The sequence below is a fragment of the Paraburkholderia sabiae genome (assembly GCF_030412785.1).
In the GTDB taxonomy this organism is placed as follows: Bacteria; Pseudomonadota; Gammaproteobacteria; order Burkholderiales; family Burkholderiaceae; genus Paraburkholderia; species Paraburkholderia sabiae.
Genome location: NZ_CP125295.1, coordinates 3,133,914 through 3,152,187, shown reverse-complemented (window position 1 = coordinate 3,152,187; position 18,274 = coordinate 3,133,914). Strand labels below are relative to the sequence as shown.

General features: G+C 59.2%; 12 protein-coding genes, 2 tRNA genes and 3 rRNA genes. 12 read left to right on the top strand and 5 right to left on the bottom strand.

The annotated features are described in order from the left end of the window. Positions 1-2 precede the first annotated feature (2 nt). A complete protein-coding gene (gene lipA, locus QEN71_RS14120; protein WP_201651046.1) occupies positions 3-989 on the top strand; it encodes a lipoyl synthase in 987 nt (328 codons plus the stop codon). Positions 990-1,061: 72 nt separating this feature from the next. On the opposite strand, the gene QEN71_RS14115 is transcribed toward lipA, so the two are convergent. Both QEN71_RS14115 and QEN71_RS14110 read right to left on the bottom strand, forming a co-directional pair. Continuing rightward, entirely contained in the window at positions 1,062-2,498 is a 1,437-nt protein-coding gene (locus QEN71_RS14115) for a cytochrome-c peroxidase (RefSeq protein ID WP_201651045.1), read from the bottom strand. Positions 2,499-2,636: 138 nt separating this feature from the next. Continuing rightward, a complete protein-coding gene (locus QEN71_RS14110; RefSeq protein WP_201651044.1) occupies positions 2,637-4,472 on the bottom strand; it encodes a phospholipase C in 1,836 nt (611 codons plus the stop codon). A 401-nt stretch (positions 4,473-4,873) separates the two neighbouring features. On the opposite strand from QEN71_RS14110, the gene QEN71_RS14105 reads away from it, so the two are divergent. The 7 genes from QEN71_RS14105 (at position 4,874) to rrf (ending at position 12,113) form a co-directional block, all read left to right on the top strand. Next, complete coding sequence (locus tag QEN71_RS14105) at positions 4,874-5,257, top strand: hypothetical protein (RefSeq protein ID WP_201651043.1); 384 nt, start codon at positions 4,874-4,876, stop codon at positions 5,255-5,257. 229 nt (positions 5,258-5,486) lie between these two features. Next, positions 5,487-6,443: an alpha/beta hydrolase family protein gene (locus QEN71_RS14100; protein WP_201651042.1), complete on the top strand. Its 957-nt coding sequence runs from the start codon at positions 5,487-5,489 to the stop codon at positions 6,441-6,443. 357 nt (positions 6,444-6,800) lie between these two features. Next, positions 6,801-8,331 (top strand): 16S ribosomal RNA (locus tag QEN71_RS14095). Positions 8,332-8,395: 64 nt separating this feature from the next. Next, positions 8,396-8,472: transfer RNA gene (locus QEN71_RS14090), tRNA-Ile, on the top strand. Between the two features lie 59 nt (positions 8,473-8,531). Beyond that, a tRNA-Ala gene (locus tag QEN71_RS14085) sits at positions 8,532-8,607 on the top strand. Positions 8,608-8,912: 305 nt separating this feature from the next. Beyond that, positions 8,913-11,793: ribosomal RNA gene (locus QEN71_RS14080) — 23S ribosomal RNA — on the top strand. A 206-nt stretch (positions 11,794-11,999) separates the two neighbouring features. Then, positions 12,000-12,113, top strand: a 5S ribosomal RNA gene (gene rrf / locus QEN71_RS14075). Together the 16S, 23S and 5S rRNA genes with 2 tRNA genes alongside form the textbook arrangement of a ribosomal RNA operon. A 94-nt stretch (positions 12,114-12,207) precedes the next feature. Here the strand turns inward: rrf and QEN71_RS14070 are convergent. From QEN71_RS14070 to QEN71_RS14060, 3 genes are read right to left on the bottom strand one after another with little or no spacing between them, the layout of a single operon-like run. Then, positions 12,208-12,924, bottom strand: a complete 717-nt coding sequence (locus QEN71_RS14070) for an O-methyltransferase (protein ID WP_201651735.1) — start codon at positions 12,922-12,924, stop codon at positions 12,208-12,210. A gap of 47 nt (positions 12,925-12,971) precedes the next feature. Then, positions 12,972-13,280 (bottom strand): hypothetical protein, encoded by a 309-nt coding sequence (locus QEN71_RS14065; protein ID WP_201651704.1) that lies wholly within the window; start codon positions 13,278-13,280, stop codon positions 12,972-12,974. 12 nt (positions 13,281-13,292) lie between these two features. After that, the gene (locus tag QEN71_RS14060) at positions 13,293-13,877 is read right to left on the bottom strand and encodes an RNA polymerase sigma factor (RefSeq protein WP_201651702.1); all 585 of its coding nucleotides are present in this window, start codon (positions 13,875-13,877) and stop codon (positions 13,293-13,295) included. Between the two features lie 164 nt (positions 13,878-14,041). Here QEN71_RS14060 and QEN71_RS14055 point away from each other — a divergent pair, with 164 nt between their 5' ends. The 4 genes from QEN71_RS14055 to QEN71_RS14040 all read left to right on the top strand — a co-directional run bounded on the left by QEN71_RS14055 (position 14,042) and on the right by QEN71_RS14040 (position 18,274). After that, positions 14,042-14,752 carry an SDR family NAD(P)-dependent oxidoreductase gene (locus tag QEN71_RS14055; RefSeq protein WP_201651700.1) on the top strand — a complete coding sequence of 237 codons (711 nt, stop codon included), beginning with the start codon at positions 14,042-14,044 and terminating at the stop codon, positions 14,750-14,752. A 93-nt stretch (positions 14,753-14,845) separates the two neighbouring features. Then, complete coding sequence (locus tag QEN71_RS14050) at positions 14,846-16,471, top strand: class I adenylate-forming enzyme family protein (protein ID WP_201651698.1); 1,626 nt, start codon at positions 14,846-14,848, stop codon at positions 16,469-16,471. Between the two features lie 142 nt (positions 16,472-16,613). Further along, a complete protein-coding gene (locus tag QEN71_RS14045; protein ID WP_201651696.1) occupies positions 16,614-17,387 on the top strand; it encodes an ABC transporter substrate-binding protein in 774 nt (257 codons plus the stop codon). A gap of 50 nt (positions 17,388-17,437) precedes the next feature. Beyond that, positions 17,438-18,274, top strand: a complete 837-nt coding sequence (locus tag QEN71_RS14040) for a phytanoyl-CoA dioxygenase family protein (RefSeq protein WP_201651694.1) — start codon at positions 17,438-17,440, stop codon at positions 18,272-18,274.

Sequence of the window (18,274 nt, the reverse complement as noted above, 5' to 3'; positions counted from 1 at the left end):
CGATGGACGCCGCGCCGCTCGTTCCTTCATCGCACGACAGCGTCACTGCGCTCGGTCAGCACGGCTTGCGTTCGCGCGACAAGCTTGCGCGCATTCCCGTGAAGATCGTGCCGCTCGAGCGCGGCGATGCGCTGCCGAAGCCGCCATGGCTGCGTGCGCGTCCGATGATGAGCGAGACGGTGGCGGGCATGGCGTCGATCCTGCGCGAGCACAAACTGCATTCGGTGTGCGAGGAAGCGATGTGCCCGAATATCGGCGAGTGCTTTGCGCAGCGCACGGCGACGTTCATGATCATGGGTGGCATCTGCACGCGGCGTTGCGCGTTCTGCGATGTCGCGCATGGTCGTCCGTTGCCGCTCGATGATGCAGAACCGTCCCGGCTCGCCGATGCTGTTGCTGCGTTGGGATTGAAGTATGTGGTGATCACATCGGTCGATCGCGACGATCTGCGCGATGGCGGCGCGGCGCATTTCGCGCGCTGCGTGATGTTGTTGCGCGAGCGTGTGCCGGGAATACGCGTCGAAGTGCTGACGCCGGATTTTCGCGGGCGGGTGGAGCGCGCGCTCGATGCGTTATCTGCCGCGTGGCCCGATGTGTTCAATCACAACGTCGAGACCGTGCCTTCGCTGTATCGCGCAGCGCGTGCAGGGGCGGATTATCGTGGATCGCTGGAGTTGCTTCGGCGGGTGAAGCAGGCGAACGATGCCGTGGTCACGAAGTCGGGACTGATGGTGGGGCTCGGAGAAAGCGACGAAGAACTTCTGCAGACGATGCGCGATATTCGTGCGCACGATGTCGATGTGCTGACGATCGGGCAGTATCTCGCGCCTTCACGCTTTCATATGCGCGTCGCGCGCTATGTTTCGCCGGAGGCTTTTGCGGCCTTCAGGAAAGAAGGGTTGGAGATGGGGTTTCGGGAAGTCGTCGCCGGACCGCTCGTGCGCTCTTCCTATCATGCGGATCAAACATTGACGTCAGCGGCGCTTTAACTCTGTACGAACCGGCTGGCGAACTTCACTGCGTACGTGAAGTTCGCCAGCATCACCATTCGCGAACTGCGATTAAGGCTTGTACCCGTCCGTCAGCGTATTCATGAACGCGATGATGTCCTTGACCTCATCGTCGGTCATCGCAGGCTTGTCGCCCAGCTTGCGATCGAACGGCGCATCGGCCACGTCGATATTCGCCACGTACTTCGCGGGAATGTCGTCGTACTTTTGCGGCTTGCCAGCGGCATCGAGCGGATAGATCTTCTCGGGATTCGTGTTGCGCAGATTGTAGAAGTCCATCACGTGCTGCAGATCGTGATACACGCCGTTGTGAAAGAACGCGTGGCGTGTCGCGACGTTACGCAGCGTCGGCGTCAGGAACATGCCGCAATATTGCGTCAGCGAAGCCGCGTCGGTACGGAACGGGCCGCAGACGCCCATGTCGTAGAACTTCGGATCCTTGTTGATGGGCAGGTCGCGATTACGCGGCACGCCGAGCGCTTCGTACTGCGTGTCGGTGAAGAGCGGCGGCAGATGATCGGCCGTCGGCTTGCTCAGGTGACAGCCCGCACAGTTCGCCTTGTCCGGATCGTTGAAGAGACGCAAGCCGCGAAGTTCCGCCTGCGTGAGGTGCGCCTTGCCCTGCAGCCAGTAATCGTACTTGCTGGTGAATTGATGGAACGACGGGTCTTCGAACTGATAGCGTCCCACGGCGAACATCGCTTCATCGACGAGCAGATCGGGCTGCTGGATGATCCGATCACCGAACAGCTGCTTGAACTGGTCGAGGTACTTCGCGTTCATCAGCTTGTGCGCGACTTCATCCGTGCTCTTGTTGGCCATTTCGACGGGGTTCAGCATCGGCCCGATCGCCTGGTCCTGCAGCGTGCTGGCGCGGCCGTCCCAGAAGAGGCCGCCCTGCGGTACGAGCGCAGGCGCGGCAGGCGCGACACCCGCCGACTTCACCGCGCGCTGCGTGCCGCTCGCGGCCGACGCCAACTGGTCGAGCGAGACGGGCGCGGCGTCCATATCGTTCTGATCGGGGCCGATCGAGAACGGCGCCTGACGATACAGATACGCAAGCGAGGGCGGCGGCCGGTAGCCGGCGTCCGTCATATGCGGACCGCCGAGTTGCACGGAGAGGTCGTTCGGCGGCCCGTATGCGTGATCGGGACTGTGGCACGACGCGCACGATTGCTTGCCCGACGCTGACAGCGACGGGTCGTTGAAAATCTGCTTGCCGAGCAGGGCGACTGCGCTCAGCGGCTGGGTCGGCGGGACGTGCAGCACGACCGGCTGCGGATTCGCGCCGGTGAAATCTTCGACGATGGTGCCAATCGCGAGAGGCATCCGCTCCGGATAGAGCGCCGCATAGGTGGCGAACGCGACGCAGCCGGCCGCGATGACGGCAGCCGTCCAGCCGAGCACGCGCAGCAGGTGGCGTTTGGCGCCGCGCTGGGCGTCGCCGGCGGGCAGTGAGGGCGGCAAGGCAGAGTTTGGAGAGCTCATGGCGATGATGGCAAAAAAATGGTGCTGAAAAGACGCCGAGCCAGCACGTCGCCGTGCTGGCTCGACCCACTACAAGTTGTCAGGCGCCCCGCGCGTCATGCCGTGCGATGCGAGGAAAAGCCCAGGGCGCCTGTCCGGTCAGTTGGTCGCCGGCGCTGCAGCGAGCTTCGTGCCGAGACTCGGGTCGAGGAAGACCGTCGGGCTGTTGCCTGCGCCGCTCAAATTCAACATGCTGCGGATATCGCCAGCCGATGCGTCGAACGAACCGGCGCCCAGACGCTTGCCGCCGAGCCAGTTGTCTTCGATAAACCGGACAACGGAAGCCTGCGTGATCGGCGTGTGGTCGACGAAATTCACCTTCGCCCACGGCGAGATCATCAGGAACGGCGTACGCGTACCCGGACCGCAACGGCCGTTGACTGCACCGCCGTTGATGCCGAGCGGCTGCGTCGCGCCCGTGCCCGTGCACTGGCCCTGGCCCGACAGCTGGTCGGCGCCCGTGAAGGTTGCGCCCGCGATCGTCGAGACGAGCGTCGTATCGAACGACGAGCTCTTGATCGTCGGCACGACGTGGTCGTACCAGCCGTCGGAGTCGTCGTAGGCGATCACGACCAGCGTGTTCTTCCAGTCAGGCTGCTGCTGCAGGAAGTTCGTGACCTTCACGACGAAAGCCTGCTCGTCGAGCGGATCCGAGTTGCCCGGATGGCCGTCGCTGATAGCGGGCGCCTTCAGGAAGCTGACCGACGGGAAGTTGCCCGCCTGCACGGCTGCGAAGAAGTCATCGCTGTCGTACTGGTGGTGAACGGGGGTGGCCGTGTTGTCGAGCGACGGCTCCGTGAAGCCGATCATCGCGGTCGACGTCGGACGCTGGTGCGTCGGGTTAGCCGTCGACGGGTAGTACTGGAACCACGCGTGGTGCTGGACGTAGTCGATCGGCGCGCTGCCGAGCACATCCGACCACGTCGAGCGCGTGCAGCCCGTCGAGCCGTTCGCGTTGACCGTCTGCAGGTTGAAGCCGCCCATGAAGCCGCCCCACGTGATGTTCGCGGCATTCAGCAGATCGCCGATGTTCTTGCCGTTCATCATGCCCGTCGGGCCGCTCGTGGCCGATTGCGCGTTGGCCGTGCAGACGTCGGTGGTCGGGTCGAGGTCGCCGATCATCGTGAAGCTGCCCTGGCCGTCAGGAATCGCGTTGGCGCTGGTCGTCACCGTCGGGTTCTTCGGATTCGGCGTCACCGTCACGCCCTGATTCTGACCTGAGACGACTTCGATGGCGCCCGGCGTCGAGGGGCCGAACGTGTCGGTCCACGCGTTGTCGTTCATCGCGAAGTTCTGCGCGAGGTTCCAGTACGCGGTCACCGTGTTGCCGTCGAAGTAACCGAGCACCTGTGCCGACGAACCGAACTGTCCCGTGCTGCCCGAGATGATCGTGCTGGCCGACGTGAAGAGCGGGAACGCGTCCATCTTCAGGTTGTCGTCGGCGAGCTGTTCCGGCTGATAGGCGTGGTTCTGGCTCTTCGTGTTCGCTTGCGAACGGTCGAGACGGAACGGTTGCGCGGTGGTCGTCGTGAGCGCTGCGCCGAGCGTCGGCGGCGTGGTCGTCTGACCGTTGACCGTGGCGGAAACGATGTTCGGCGACGTCGCTTGCGCGTTGGGGTTGGCGGTGCCCGTCAGCCCGGCTGCAGCGAGCGTGGCGATGTCAGTTTGCGTGCCGGATGCAGCGCTGAACGACGGCTCGCCCGTCACGTTCTTCGCGCTCGGGTACGTGGCGAAGTAGTGATCGAACGATACGTTCTCACCGAAGATCACGACGAGGTGCTTGATCGGCGTTGCGGTTTGCAGTGCGTCTTGCGCGGATACCGTGGGTGCGGTCGAGGTCGTCGAACCGTTGTTATGCGAATTGCTCCCGCACGCCGCAATTGTTAACAGCGCCGCAACGGATATCGCGGTGGGCAGTATTGTTTTGTAAAACATTTGGTGAGGGCTCCAGATTGCCGCTCAGCGCTCCAAGGTCGTTACGCGTGGAGTTGCTGGGTTTTTGTAGGTTGAATTGCAAGCTCACTTCGAAGTGGGTGTAACGCAACGGGATTGAATCATTCTCATATTGCGTAACGGAGAAATATTCCTTACCGACTTATTACATACATGTGCATTACGTGATCTTTCGTTTTTATTGCTGACGTAATGACGTGTATAGCCGGCGGTAAAGAATCGTTGCGCAGTGCATGCAACGGGCACGTGCGTGCGTTCGTGGCTTTTCCTGTACCGGACGACATTGGACCAAGGTCCAATATCCATTTGCGGGCGTGAGCGATATGCTGGGTTCGACGTATTGCTATTCGCTTCGTATGCATTTCACGAAATGGAGCAACGTGATGCGCGCGCACCTCGCTCTCGTCGTCTTGCCTGTTCTCGCAGCAGGCTGCAATACACCGCCCATTCCTCCGGGCAAACCTATCGACATTCCCACTGCACTGGAGCAGGTCATGGTGGGCCTGTGCAACTTCAAGAAGGAAGAGGCTGCACGGCGTCACGACTGGGGCGCCACGATCGAAACGATTACCGTCGAACTCGACTTGACCGTGGACGGCGCGAGAAATCCACCTGTTGCGGTGGCGCCTGATATCCAGTTCATTCCGACCGTCAGTTACGGACAGATCATCACGGCGAATCGGGGAAGCAGGCTTTCCGTCACGATCAAGAGTGCCGCCGGTAGTGGTGCATCGGGTAAGTGTGATATGACCAGTACTGCGAAATAAAATATATTGAGGTGCAGTGAGATTGCGTGGAGATGATTTCCGCGCTTACTCGTGTGTCTCGAGTCGGCGCAACGGGTTATAAAGGGCAGGCTAACTGCCTATACGCCTTGCGCCGATATTGCATACTCCTTTCATGCGCTTCGCTTGGGCTTGGGCTTTTCGTCGTCGCGACACGTCGGTGTTTTCTCGCGTTACGATCGGCGGTGAAATAGCCAGCCTGGGAGACAGTATGCGAACGCTGTTAGCGGTGTTGCTTTTCGGCCTGTCCGCGACGATTGCACATGCAGCAGGCATCAAATTCCTTCTCGTGCCGCAAGATGACAACGGTCCTGCATTGAAGACGGTGGTGTGGACGCCATGTGCCGAACCGGCTCAGGACTTGTCCGAAGGACCGTATGTCTTGCGCGGCCGACGCGACTGTCCTACTGCGGGTGAACGGTTGCCCTTGATCGTGATCTCGCACGGACATGGCGGATCGTTTCTTGGGCACCACGACATCGCCGAGGTGCTCGCCGACGCCGGCTTCGTCGTTGCAGCGATCAATCATCCGGGCGATACCTTCTCGGACATGAGCCATGCAGCCGATATATCGGAGTTCATCGAGCGTCCGACTGACATCAAGCGTCTGATCGATTACATGCTCACCGCTGCGCCGGACGCGAAGTTGATCGACGGAAACCGGATAGGGTTCTTCGGTTTCTCGCGCGGTGGCTACACGGGGCTCGTGCTGGCGGGCGCGGATCCGGATTTCGCGCACGCGAACGTCCCTTGTCCAGACCCTGATTTGCCCATCTGTCAGGAGATCAGGCATTTGCAGTTGCCCGCAAAGGTTTTTACGCACGATGCGCGCATCAAGGCCTTCGTGCTGGCGGATCCGATGAACGTGTTCCCGCAGCGAAGCGACCTGGTCAATGTTCGCGCACCCATTCAGATCTGGGCATCGCAGTTCGGAGGAGATGGCGTGTTGCCTGAGACCGTGCACGCAGTTGCGGGTGCATTACCTGAGCGGCCCGACTTTCACGTTGTCGCGCGATCTGCGCATTTTGTGTTTCTCGCGCCCTGTTCTGCATCGATGCGGCAGAGGGCACCGGAGCTTTGCGTCGATGCAGGTGGTTTCGACCGCGTCGCCTTTCATGAGCAACTCGACGAGAAGGCGCTTCAGTTCTTTCGCGCGAAACTGCATTGAGTGCAACGGCCGATCTGTCTGAGCAAAAACACCTTCAAAAAATATTTTCAGAATTCGCTTGACGGCCCCCTTGGGGTTCCGCATAATTCGGCCTCTCCAAACGACGGAGACGCAAGAAAGCAGCAGGAAACAGCAGCTTTTTAGCGAATGTTCTTTAAAAACTAACAGCCGATAAGTGTGGGTGCTCGATGGCGGCGCGCGGCGATCTTCGGGTCGCTGAATAGCGAAAGTAATCGAGTCTCACACGGAAGAAATTGAGGAAGGTTTGATGGAGCCGCAAGGCTTGATCGAATCATCTGTCAGTGATTTTGAGTGAGCGACCGGGTTCGAAAGAGCCCGAAAAACAGTAACAGGTTTGAACTGAAGAGTTTGATCCTGGCTCAGATTGAACGCTGGCGGCATGCCTTACACATGCAAGTCGGACGGCAGCGCGGGGGCAACCCTGGCGGCGAGTGGCGAACGGGTGAGTAATACATCGGAACGTGTCCTGGAGTGGGGGATAGCCCGGCGAAAGCCGGATTAATACCGCATACGCTCGGGAGAGGAAAGCGGGGGATCTTCGGACCTCGCGCTCAAGGGGCGGCCGATGGCAGATTAGCTAGTTGGTGGGGTAAAGGCCTACCAAGGCGACGATCTGTAGCTGGTCTGAGAGGACGACCAGCCACACTGGGACTGAGACACGGCCCAGACTCCTACGGGAGGCAGCAGTGGGGAATTTTGGACAATGGGGGCAACCCTGATCCAGCAATGCCGCGTGTGTGAAGAAGGCCTTCGGGTTGTAAAGCACTTTTGTCCGGAAAGAAAACTTCGTTCCTAATACGGATGGAGGATGACGGTACCGGAAGAATAAGCACCGGCTAACTACGTGCCAGCAGCCGCGGTAATACGTAGGGTGCGAGCGTTAATCGGAATTACTGGGCGTAAAGCGTGCGCAGGCGGTTCGCTAAGACCGATGTGAAATCCCCGGGCTTAACCTGGGAACTGCATTGGTGACTGGCGGGCTAGAGTATGGCAGAGGGGGGTAGAATTCCACGTGTAGCAGTGAAATGCGTAGAGATGTGGAGGAATACCGATGGCGAAGGCAGCCCCCTGGGCCAATACTGACGCTCATGCACGAAAGCGTGGGGAGCAAACAGGATTAGATACCCTGGTAGTCCACGCCCTAAACGATGTCAACTAGTTGTCGGGTCTTCATTGACTTGGTAACGTAGCTAACGCGTGAAGTTGACCGCCTGGGGAGTACGGTCGCAAGATTAAAACTCAAAGGAATTGACGGGGACCCGCACAAGCGGTGGATGATGTGGATTAATTCGATGCAACGCGAAAAACCTTACCTACCCTTGACATGTACGGAATCCTGCTGAGAGGTGGGAGTGCCCGAAAGGGAGCCGTAACACAGGTGCTGCATGGCTGTCGTCAGCTCGTGTCGTGAGATGTTGGGTTAAGTCCCGCAACGAGCGCAACCCTTGTCCCTAGTTGCTACGCAAGAGCACTCTAGGGAGACTGCCGGTGACAAACCGGAGGAAGGTGGGGATGACGTCAAGTCCTCATGGCCCTTATGGGTAGGGCTTCACACGTCATACAATGGTCGGAACAGAGGGTTGCCAAGCCGCGAGGTGGAGCCAATCCCAGAAAACCGATCGTAGTCCGGATCGCAGTCTGCAACTCGACTGCGTGAAGCTGGAATCGCTAGTAATCGCGGATCAGCATGCCGCGGTGAATACGTTCCCGGGTCTTGTACACACCGCCCGTCACACCATGGGAGTGGGTTTTACCAGAAGTGGCTAGTCTAACCGCAAGGAGGACGGTCACCACGGTAGGATTCATGACTGGGGTGAAGTCGTAACAAGGTAGCCGTATCGGAAGGTGCGGCTGGATCACCTCCTTTCCAGAGCTAGCGTTTCAAAGTTGAGCGCTCACACTTGTCGGCTGTTGTTTGAAGACAGGCTCAGGGGTCTGTAGCTCAGTCGGTTAGAGCACCGTCTTGATAAGGCGGGGGTCGATGGTTCGAATCCATCCAGACCCACCAACGCCTTGTCTGGTGTGGTGATGATAACCCGCTGACATTCCTCTGTGCGCTGTATGACTGGGGGATTAGCTCAGCTGGGAGAGCACCTGCTTTGCAAGCAGGGGGTCGTCGGTTCGATCCCGTCATCCTCCACCAATTCCCAATGCACAGTGTTCTGCTGAAGCAGAAGACTTCGCATTGGCAATTGAGCCAGTCAGAGCGGTATCTGGCAGTAGCGGATATCGGCTGTCGTTCTTTAACAATCAGGAAGAAGTAGTAAAGAGATTCACGAAAGTGTACTTAGAGATGGGTGCATGAGTAGGTGAATCAGGGTTGTGATTGTATCGAAAGTATTTTTGAGTTCATCGAAAGACGAACCTGGAATACGGCACAACGCGAAAACTCAACCTGTAGCGGATGATCTTGCAGTGAGCAATCATTGGGAGACACACCCGTTATAGGGTCAAGCGAACAAGTGCATGTGGTGGATGCCTTGGCGATCACAGGCGATGAAGGACGCGGTAGCCTGCGAAAAGCGGAGGGGAGCTGGCAAACGAGCTTTGATCCTCCGATATCCGAATGGGGAAACCCGGCCCGAATGGGTCACCCGCAGCTGAATACATAGGCTGTGTGGAGCGAACGCGGTGAACTGAAACATCTAAGTAACCGCAGGAAAAGAAATCAACCGAGATTCCCAAAGTAGTGGCGAGCGAAATGGGACCAGCCTGTACTCTTTATCTTCGTTGTTAGCCAAACGCTCTGGAAAGTGCGGCCATAGTGGGTGATAGCCCCGTAGGCGAAAACAGCGAGGAAGAACTAGGTGTACGACAAGTAGGGCGGGACACGTGAAATCCTGTCTGAAGATGGGGGGACCATCCTCCAAGGCTAAATACTCGTGATCGACCGATAGTGAACCAGTACCGTGAGGGAAAGGCGAAAAGAACCCCGGGAGGGGAGTGAAACAGATCCTGAAACCGCATGCATACAAACAGTCGGAGCCTCGCAAGGGGTGACGGCGTACCTTTTGTATAATGGGTCAGCGACTTACATTCAGTGGCGAGCTTAACCGATTAGGGCAGGCGTAGCGAAAGCGAGTCCGAACAGGGCGATTCAGTCGCTGGGTGTAGACCCGAAACCAGGTGATCTATCCATGGCCAGGATGAAGGTGCGGTAACACGTACTGGAGGTCCGAACCCACTAACGTTGAAAAGTTAGGGGATGAGCTGTGGATAGGGGTGAAAGGCTAAACAAACCTGGAAATAGCTGGTTCTCTCCGAAAACTATTTAGGTAGTGCCTCGTGTATCACCTTCGGGGGTAGAGCACTGTCATGGTTGATGGGTCCATTGCGGATTACGTCGCCATAGCAAACTCCGAATACCGAAGAGTGCAATCACGGGAGACAGACATCGGGTGCTAACGTCCGGTGTCAAGAGGGAAACAACCCAGACCGCCAGCTAAGGTCCCCAAATATGGCTAAGTGGGAAACGAAGTGGGAAGGCTAAAACAGTCAGGAGGTTGGCTTAGAAGCAGCCACCCTTTAAAGAAAGCGTAATAGCTCACTGATCGAGTCGTCCTGCGCGGAAGATGTAACGGGGCTAAGCCATATACCGAAGCTGCGGATGCACATTTATGTGCATGGTAGGAGAGCGTTCCGTAAGCCTGCGAAGGTGCGTTGAAAAGCGTGCTGGAGGTATCGGAAGTGCGAATGCTGACATGAGTAGCGATAAAGGGGGTGAAAGGCCCCCTCGCCGTAAGCCCAAGGTTTCCTACGCAACGTTCATCGGCGTAGGGTGAGTCGGCCCCTAAGGCGAGGCAGAAATGCGTAGCTGATGGGAAGCAGGTCAATATTCCTGCACCAGTGTGAAATGCGATGGGGGGACGGATCGCGGAAGGTTGTCCGGGTGTTGGAAGTCCCGGTCGCTGCGTTGGAGAAGGTGCTCTGGCAAATCCGGGCACGGGATTCAAGGGCGTGGCGCGAGCTCCTTCGGGAGCGAAGCAATCGGAAGGGGTTCCAGGAAAAGCCTCTAAGCTTCAGTTTCACATTGACCGTACCGCAAACCGACACAGGTGGGCGAGATGAGTATTCTAAGGCGCTTGAGAGAACTCGGGAGAAGGAACTCGGCAAATTGGTACCGTAACTTCGGGATAAGGTACGCCCCTGTAGCTTGACGCCCCTGCGGGCGAAGGGTGAAGGGGTTGCAATAAACTGGTGGCTGCGACTGTTTAATAAAAACACAGCACTCTGCAAACACGAAAGTGGACGTATAGGGTGTGACGCCTGCCCGGTGCCGGAAGATTAAATGATGGGGTGCAAGCTCTTGATTGAAGTCCCGGTAAACGGCGGCCGTAACTATAACGGTCCTAAGGTAGCGAAATTCCTTGTCGGGTAAGTTCCGACCTGCACGAATGGCGTAACGATGGCCACACTGTCTCCTCCCGAGACTCAGCGAAGTTGAAGTGTTTGTGATGATGCAATCTCCCCGCGGCTAGACGGAAAGACCCCATGAACCTTTACTGTAGCTTTGCATTGGACTTTGAACCGATCTGTGTAGGATAGGTGGGAGGCTATGAAGCGGGAACGCCAGTTTCCGTGGAGCCGTCCTTGAAATACCACCCTGGTTTGTTTGAGGTTCTAACCTTGGCCCGTGATCCGGGTCGGGGACAGTGCATGGTGGGCAGTTTGACTGGGGCGGTCTCCTCCCAAAGTGTAACGGAGGAGTACGAAGGTACGCTAGGTACGGTCGGAAATCGTGCTGATAGTGCAATGGCATAAGCGTGCTTAACTGCGAGACCGACAAGTCGAGCAGGTGCGAAAGCAGGTCATAGTGATCCGGTGGTTCTGTATGGAAGGGCCATCGCTCAACGGATAAAAGGTACTCTGGGGATAACAGGCTGATACCGCCCAAGAGTTCATATCGACGGCGGTGTTTGGCACCTCGATGTCGGCTCATCTCATCCTGGGGCTGTAGCCGGTCCCAAGGGTATGGCTGTTCGCCATTTAAAGAGGTACGTGAGCTGGGTTTAAAACGTCGTGAGACAGTTTGGTCCCTATCTGCCGTGGGCGCTGGATATTTGAAGGGGGCTGCTCCTAGTACGAGAGGACCGGAGTGGACGAACCTCTGGTGTACCGGTTGTCACGCCAGTGGCATCGCCGGGTAGCTATGTTCGGAAGAGATAACCGCTGAAAGCATCTAAGCGGGAAACTCGCCTTAAGATGAGATATCCCCGGGGCTTCGAGCCCCTTGAAGGGTCGTTCAAGACCAGGACGTTGATAGGTCAGGTGTGGAAGCGCAGTAATGCGTTAAGCTAACTGATACTAATTGCCCGTAAGGCTTGATCCTATAACAGGTGTGTGTCGGCAGCCGTTAGTGCTTCAGCACTTATGGATGCCCCACCCTGCGCTGCGCGCAGGGTCTCGGAAGCACACTCAGGTTTGAGATCGATGTTGTGCCAACATAAACAACACATCCCACACTCTTTACGCTTCTTCCAGATTGGCTGTGGCGCCAGGTTGACTCCAACCCGCGCGACGCAGCAACCCGTCATGCCTGATGACCATAGCGAGTCGGTACCACCCCTTCCCATCCCGAACAGGACCGTGAAACGACTCCACGCCGATGATAGTGCGGATTGCCCGTGTGAAAGTAGGTAATCGTCAGGCTCCTTACCCAGACAAGACCCCGCCCTCAAAAGCGGGGTCTTGGCGTTTGTACACGCCAATTTAGCGCCACGCTCTCCAGCACCCGTCGTTCAGTTCAGGCAACGACAACCGTAAACTCAATTCCCGATTCAAAGTTCAGCGTCGTGCTCGAGAAGCGCGGACTGTCGTCGAGATATTGCTTGTATGGCCGGACAGCGTCCTCGGCGGTGTACATGTTGTCCGCGAGAACGATGGTTCCAGGGCGCAGCATGTGTTCAATGCGCTTGAACAACTTCAGGTACGTATTGGCCCACACGTCGATGAACACCATGTCGAACGTGCCCGTGAGTCCGGAAACCGTTCGGAACACATCGCCTTCCCGAATATCGACGTAGATATCCACGCTAGCCGCCCGGACATGCGCACGAAGGCGTGCGCACTTCTCAGCATCGAGTTCCGTCGCGATGACCGTGCCGCTGCCTAACGTTCGAAGCGCATCGGCGAAATAAAGTGTGGATACACCGCACGAACTGCCCAGTTCGAGGATGCGTGCAGGCTTGTGCGACAGCACCATGTTGTGCAAGAACCGTCCCGTTTCTGCCGACACGGCCAAAGACATCGCCGTGCCCTGCGACGACTCGAAATCTTCCGTAGACAGCCCAAGCGTTTCGAGAAACCGCCCGCGCAATCGAGGCGCGAGCGTGTCGTATTCGTCAGCAAGCGTCAGAAGCTCTTCGCTAGATCCTTGAAACTGCGCGCGCACGCGGGCCATCACCTCAGTCTGGCTCTGTTCGTGCAGCCGTCGTAGCAGCACTGTGGCAGTGGATGTCATACGTTCCCCCGGATGATCGTATTGAGACGTTGCATGAGACGATCGCCTTACTCGCCCGATCGCGGCGTCGAACGCGCCTGCCATGCCGCCTGGAATCGTTCGCGTTCTTCGGGCGTCATCGCGTCCCACTTGCGCCAATGCCGCCGCGCGCGCCAGCCGCCATGTCCGCGGAATCCGCCGAACAGGATGCGGCTCAGCACCAGCAAGCCGAGTGCATGTGCGAAATCGATCGTGCGCGCGCCGACGAATAGGGCCGGCATCACCCAGTTCCATAGCATCATGACGGCCCATCCGAGCACGCCGATGCCGACCAGCACCAGCAGCACTTTCCACACACATCTGATTCGATATTTCATTCATTCACCTCTTCAAATATCCAGTTCGTCATAAACGGGCTGCAACCGCGCGCGCAGATGCAAGACGGCGTAGCGTTTGCGTGCGAGCAGCGTATTGACCGTGACGCCGCTTTCCGCGGCCATTTCCTTGAAGCTCCGTCCTTCCAGTTCGTGAGCGACGAAGACGTCGCGCTGATTCGCCGGCAATTCGTCGAGCGCATCCTGCAAGGCTTTGAGCAAAACAGCGCGTGCGTAGAGCGCTTCGGGACCGGCATCGTGTGCGGGTAACGCAAGATCGAGCCGGTACTCGTCGTCAGCGCTTTCTTCATCTGCAGACAGATCCGCCAGCGGCTGTTCCTTCTTCTTCCGATAACGATCGATGATGCGATTGCGCGCGGCACGGAACAGCCACGCGCTCGCCTGTTCGATCGGCGCGGGCAGACGATACGCCTGCACGAATTCATGGAAGACGTCCTGCAGGACGTCTTCTGCATCGTCGGGATCGCGGATGCGGCGCCGGATGAAATTGCCGAGTCTCGAGCGTTCACGCACCACGGCTGCGGTGATGTCGTTGTCGCGATCGTCGTTCATCGTGTCCGAGGAGGGTGACGGTTCCATGAGGCTGAAGACGTTTCAGAAGCACGAATATTGTGGTCGGCTTAAAAAAAACTTGTCTCCAGCAGCCGGCGAGGCTTCATTACATTGATTCGCGGCGCCTTGTGCATGCCGGGAGCCTGTGACAGGATCGTAAATCGAACACGTCATTGAAGGATGAAAACGTCATGTCGACAGCATCCAATTCACGCACGATTCTGCTCATCGGTGCATCGCGCGGTCTCGGTTACGCGATGGCCGTCGAGTTTCTGAAGAAAGGCTGGAACGTGCTCGGCACGGTTCGCGGTGGAACGACGCGGACCTTGCTGCACGATCTCGCCGACGAGTACCCCGGCCGCGTCGAGATCGAAGTCCTCGATATCTGCGAGCAAGGCCAGCTTGCCGCGCTGAAGCAACGCCTGTCGGGCCGTACGTTCGATATCCTCTTCGTCAACGCGGGCACGACGAATCGCGACCCGACGCAGACCATCGGCGAAGTGTCGACGGAAGATTTCATGCATGTGATGCTCACGAACGCACTGAGCCCGATGCGCGTCGTCGAGACACTGGAGCCTCATGTCTCGCCGACGGGGATGATCGGTGTGATGTCGTCGGGGCAAGGAAGCGTCAGCAACAACGAGTCCGGTCAGCGTGAAGTGTATCGGGGGAGCAAGGCCGCGCTGAACATGTTCATGCGCAGCTTCGCCGCGCGTCATGCGGAGTCGTCGCGGTCGATGGTGCTGATGGCGCCGGGCTGGGTCCGCACGGAACTGGGCGGGCCGGAAGGGCGCTTGAGCATCGAGGAAAGCGTGCCGAATCTTGTGAACGTCCTGCTTTCGAAGCAGGGCACGTCTGGTTTGCAATATCTCGACTATCTCGGGCGCACGGTGCCCTGGTAGCGGGACCATAAACACCGAACCGTAGACGCCGCTCATTTTCTGCTCATTCGGCGCGAGCAGACTGCACGCATCGCTCATGAAGGAGGTGCAGTCATGGAAACCCATGAAAACGCGGCGTTCCGCTCGTATGTCGATGTCCTGCTCGATCAGCTAAAAGAGCACGCCGATCGCACAGTGTTGCGTTATCTCGGCGATGACGTGACGGGCCGCGAATTCCGCGCGTCGATCTATCGTCATGCCCGCGCGCTCGCGATGCTCGGTGTCAAACGCGGCTCGCTCGTCGCGCAGTTCGCGCCGAACTGCCCCGACGCGCTCGCCATTCGCTACGCCGCGAACCTGCTCGGCGCGGCGACGATGTTCCTGCCCGCGATCGCATCGGCGGAGCGTCGCGCGGCGTATATCGCCCACATTCGACCGACACTGCTGGTCGCTTTCGCACAGACCGCGCATCTCGTGCCCGAGGCCGTCGACGCGCGTGTCGTCTATGTCGGCACGGGCGCTCGCTCGCGCCTAGATCACCTCGCGCGCGTGCAGCCAGATCTGCCCGTCGAAAGCTGCGCACAGCCCGACGATCTCGCCGTGATCGCGTCTTCGGGTGGCTCGGCGGGCGTGCCGAAAGCGAGCGAGCGCAGCTTCGCCACGTACTCGATGATGGTGAGCGCACCGGGTCGCGCAGACCGTCGCCAGCTCGTCAACGGCGCGCTGGCCTACCTGTCGCAAGTGCTCGTCGACAATACATTGCTGAGCGGCGGCACAGTCGTGCTGAAGCCAAGCTACGATCCTGCCGACACGCTCGCGACGATCGAAGCCGAACGCATTACCGACCTGCTGCTGGTCGAGCCGCAGCTGTTCGAAACGATGGATCATCGCGACGCTTGCCGACGCGATCTGTCGTCGCTGCGTGCGATCACGCATATCGGCGGATCGGCGCCCGCGACCTTGCGACGCCGCGCGATCGCGCGCTTCGGCCCGGTGCTCACGCATATGTACGGCGCGAGTGAAATGGGGCTCGTGAGCGTGCTGACGCCATCGGACTATCTGTCGGACCCAGGCAAGCTGGAGAGCGCGGGAGGACGCATCCTGCCGGGCGTCGACGTGTGCATTCGCCGTGCAGATGGAACGCTTGCGCATGAAGGGCAAGCGGGCGGCATCGAAGTGAAATCGGCGACCGTGGCGCAGGGCTATCGACATCAGCCTTCCGAAGCCGCGCACAAGTTTCGCGACGGCTGGTGCATAACGGGCGAAGTGGGCTTCATCGACGCAAACGGCTATCTGCAGGTGCTCGGCCGCGCGGCCGATATCGCGGAGATCGACGGCGTCGCGAACGGTCCGGCGCAAATCGAAGAGGCGCTGTGTGCGCTCCCTGCAGTGCGCTACGCGGTGGCCGTCGCGACGGACGACCGCGCATGCGGATTCTGCTGGACCATCGTGGCGACGCCGTGGCCGGGCGAACGGATCGACATCGGCCGTTGCATGCGCGCGATCGAAGCGGCGTGCGGCGCGCCCGTGGCGAGTTCGGTCCGCATAATCGTGGCGCAGCGCGTGCCGCTCACCGAACAGGGCAAGGTGGACCGCGACGCGATCGGGAAGATGTGCGAGAAGGCCCAGGACGGGACGGAGAGCGCATCGGGTATGTCGGGTACCCACGCGGTCTCCGAGCGCCTCTACGGCGGCATACGCGCGGTGAGACTGCCGGGGCGGCAGCATCTGGTGCTTTAGAAAATCTAAACCATCCGGCACTGGCAGGCCACTATTCTTCGCTTTTTTGAGTTCCTATGCTTGACCCGTAATCGACGAACGGGCCGCGCATCCGTTCCTTTTCTAACCGTCGCCCCGGCGACGTTCTCAGACGGGAATGCTCATGAAGAAGACGCTGGTTTGCCTCGCGCTGTTGTGCGCCGCGCTGTCCACCCAGGCCAAGGAATTGACCGAGCTTCGATTCGGCGTCGATCCGACCTATGCACCGTTCGAATCGAAGGCGCCGGACGGCAAGCTCGTCGGCTTCGAGATCGATCTCGGCAACGAAATCTGCCGGCGCCTGCATACGAAATGCGTGTGGGTCGAAACGGCGTTCGACGGCATCATTCCCGCTTTGCAGGGCCGCAAGTTCGACGCGATTCTGTCCGCGATGTCGGTGACGCCGAAACGCGAGACGCAGGTCGCATTCTCGACACCGCTGTTCAACACGCCGAGCAGTCTGATCGGGCGAACAGGCGTGAGTATTCTGCCCACGGTCGATTCCCTGAAAGGCAAGAACATCGGCGTTGCACAAGGCTCGACTCAGGAGGCCTACGCGAAAGCGTACTGGGCGCCCGCGGGCATCAACGTGGTGTCGTATGGCAATCAGGAACTGGTCTACACCGATCTGCGCTCGGGACGGATCGACGCGACCTTGACCGATATGATCTCCGGCAGCGAGGGCTTTCTGAAAACGCCGCAAGGCAAGGGCTATGGATTTCTCGGCTCGCCCGTGAATGATCCGAAGACGCTCGGCAAAGGCGCGGCCATCGGTTTGCGCAAGGACGATGCCCAACTGCGCACGATGATCAATCAGGCAATCGGTGAGATGATCAAGGACGGCACGTATCAGAAGATCGAGCGTCGTTACTTCGATTTCGACGTGCTGAACGGCTGATCGCGGCGATTCGGAGCCACCTCGTCTCGCCGCCCAATCATGGAGACGCCATGTTGCAAGACATCGACGCGCGCATCGAACGCGCGGTGACGCCTGAACTGATCGACGATTTTCGCCGCGATGGTGCCGTGTGTATTCGCGGCATTTTCACAGACGACGAAGTCGCGCTGCTGCGCGAAGGCATCGAGCGCAATCTCGCGCAGCCGAGTCCGCGTGCGAAAGTGGCGAGCCGTCCCGACGATCCCGGCTGGTTCTTCGAAGATTTCTGCAACTGGCAAGACAACGATGCGTATCGGCGTTTCATCGGCGAGTCGGCGGCGCCTGCTGCTGCGGGCGCGTTGATCGGCTGCGAGACGGTGCGGCTCTATCACGACCATCTGCTCGTCAAGGAGCCGAATACGCGGCAACGCACGCCGTGGCATCAGGATCAGCCGTACTACAACATCGCCGGTTCGCAGAACGTCAGCATGTGGATTCCCGTCGATCCCGTCGCGCGCGAGTCGACGCTCGAATTCGTCGCGGGCTCGCATCTCGGACCATGGCTGATGCCGCGCACGTTCATGGATAACGAAGCGAAGTGGTTTCCCGAAGGCAGCCTCGCTGATCTGCCCGATATCGAAGCGGATCGCGCCGCGTATCCGATCGTCGGCTGGGCGCTCGAACCCGGCGACATGGTGTGCTTCAACATGCTGACCTTGCACGCGTCGGGTGGCGTAAGCGGCAACACGCGGCGACGCGCATTCTCGGTTCGCTTCATCGGCGACGACATCCGTCATGCGCCGCGCCGCTGGCGTACGTCACCGGACTTTCCGGGACTCGACGCAGAACTGCCCGAAGGCGCGCCGATGGATCATCCGCTATTCCCCGTACTCTGGCGCGCCGCGTAA

Bases quoted from the DNA above. Each gene is read 5' to 3' on its own strand.
- lipA (WP_201651046.1), top strand. From the start codon at position 3: ATGGACGCCGCGCCGCTCGTTCCTTCATCGCACGACAGCGTCACTGCG.
- QEN71_RS14115 (WP_201651045.1), bottom strand. From the start codon at position 2,498: ATGAGCTCTCCAAACTCTGCCTTGCCGCCCTCACTGCCCGCCGGCGAC.
- QEN71_RS14110 (WP_201651044.1), bottom strand. From the start codon at position 4,472: ATGTTTTACAAAACAATACTGCCCACCGCGATATCCGTTGCGGCGCTG.
- QEN71_RS14105 (WP_201651043.1), top strand. From the start codon at position 4,874: ATGCGCGCGCACCTCGCTCTCGTCGTCTTGCCTGTTCTCGCAGCAGGC.
- QEN71_RS14100 (WP_201651042.1), top strand. From the start codon at position 5,487: ATGCGAACGCTGTTAGCGGTGTTGCTTTTCGGCCTGTCCGCGACGATT.
- QEN71_RS14070 (WP_201651735.1), bottom strand. From the start codon at position 12,924: ATGACATCCACTGCCACAGTGCTGCTACGACGGCTGCACGAACAGAGC.
- QEN71_RS14065 (WP_201651704.1), bottom strand. From the start codon at position 13,280: ATGAAATATCGAATCAGATGTGTGTGGAAAGTGCTGCTGGTGCTGGTC.
- QEN71_RS14060 (WP_201651702.1), bottom strand. From the start codon at position 13,877: ATGGAACCGTCACCCTCCTCGGACACGATGAACGACGATCGCGACAAC.
- QEN71_RS14055 (WP_201651700.1), top strand. From the start codon at position 14,042: ATGTCGACAGCATCCAATTCACGCACGATTCTGCTCATCGGTGCATCG.
- QEN71_RS14050 (WP_201651698.1), top strand. From the start codon at position 14,846: ATGGAAACCCATGAAAACGCGGCGTTCCGCTCGTATGTCGATGTCCTG.
- QEN71_RS14045 (WP_201651696.1), top strand. From the start codon at position 16,614: ATGAAGAAGACGCTGGTTTGCCTCGCGCTGTTGTGCGCCGCGCTGTCC.
- QEN71_RS14040 (WP_201651694.1), top strand. From the start codon at position 17,438: ATGTTGCAAGACATCGACGCGCGCATCGAACGCGCGGTGACGCCTGAA.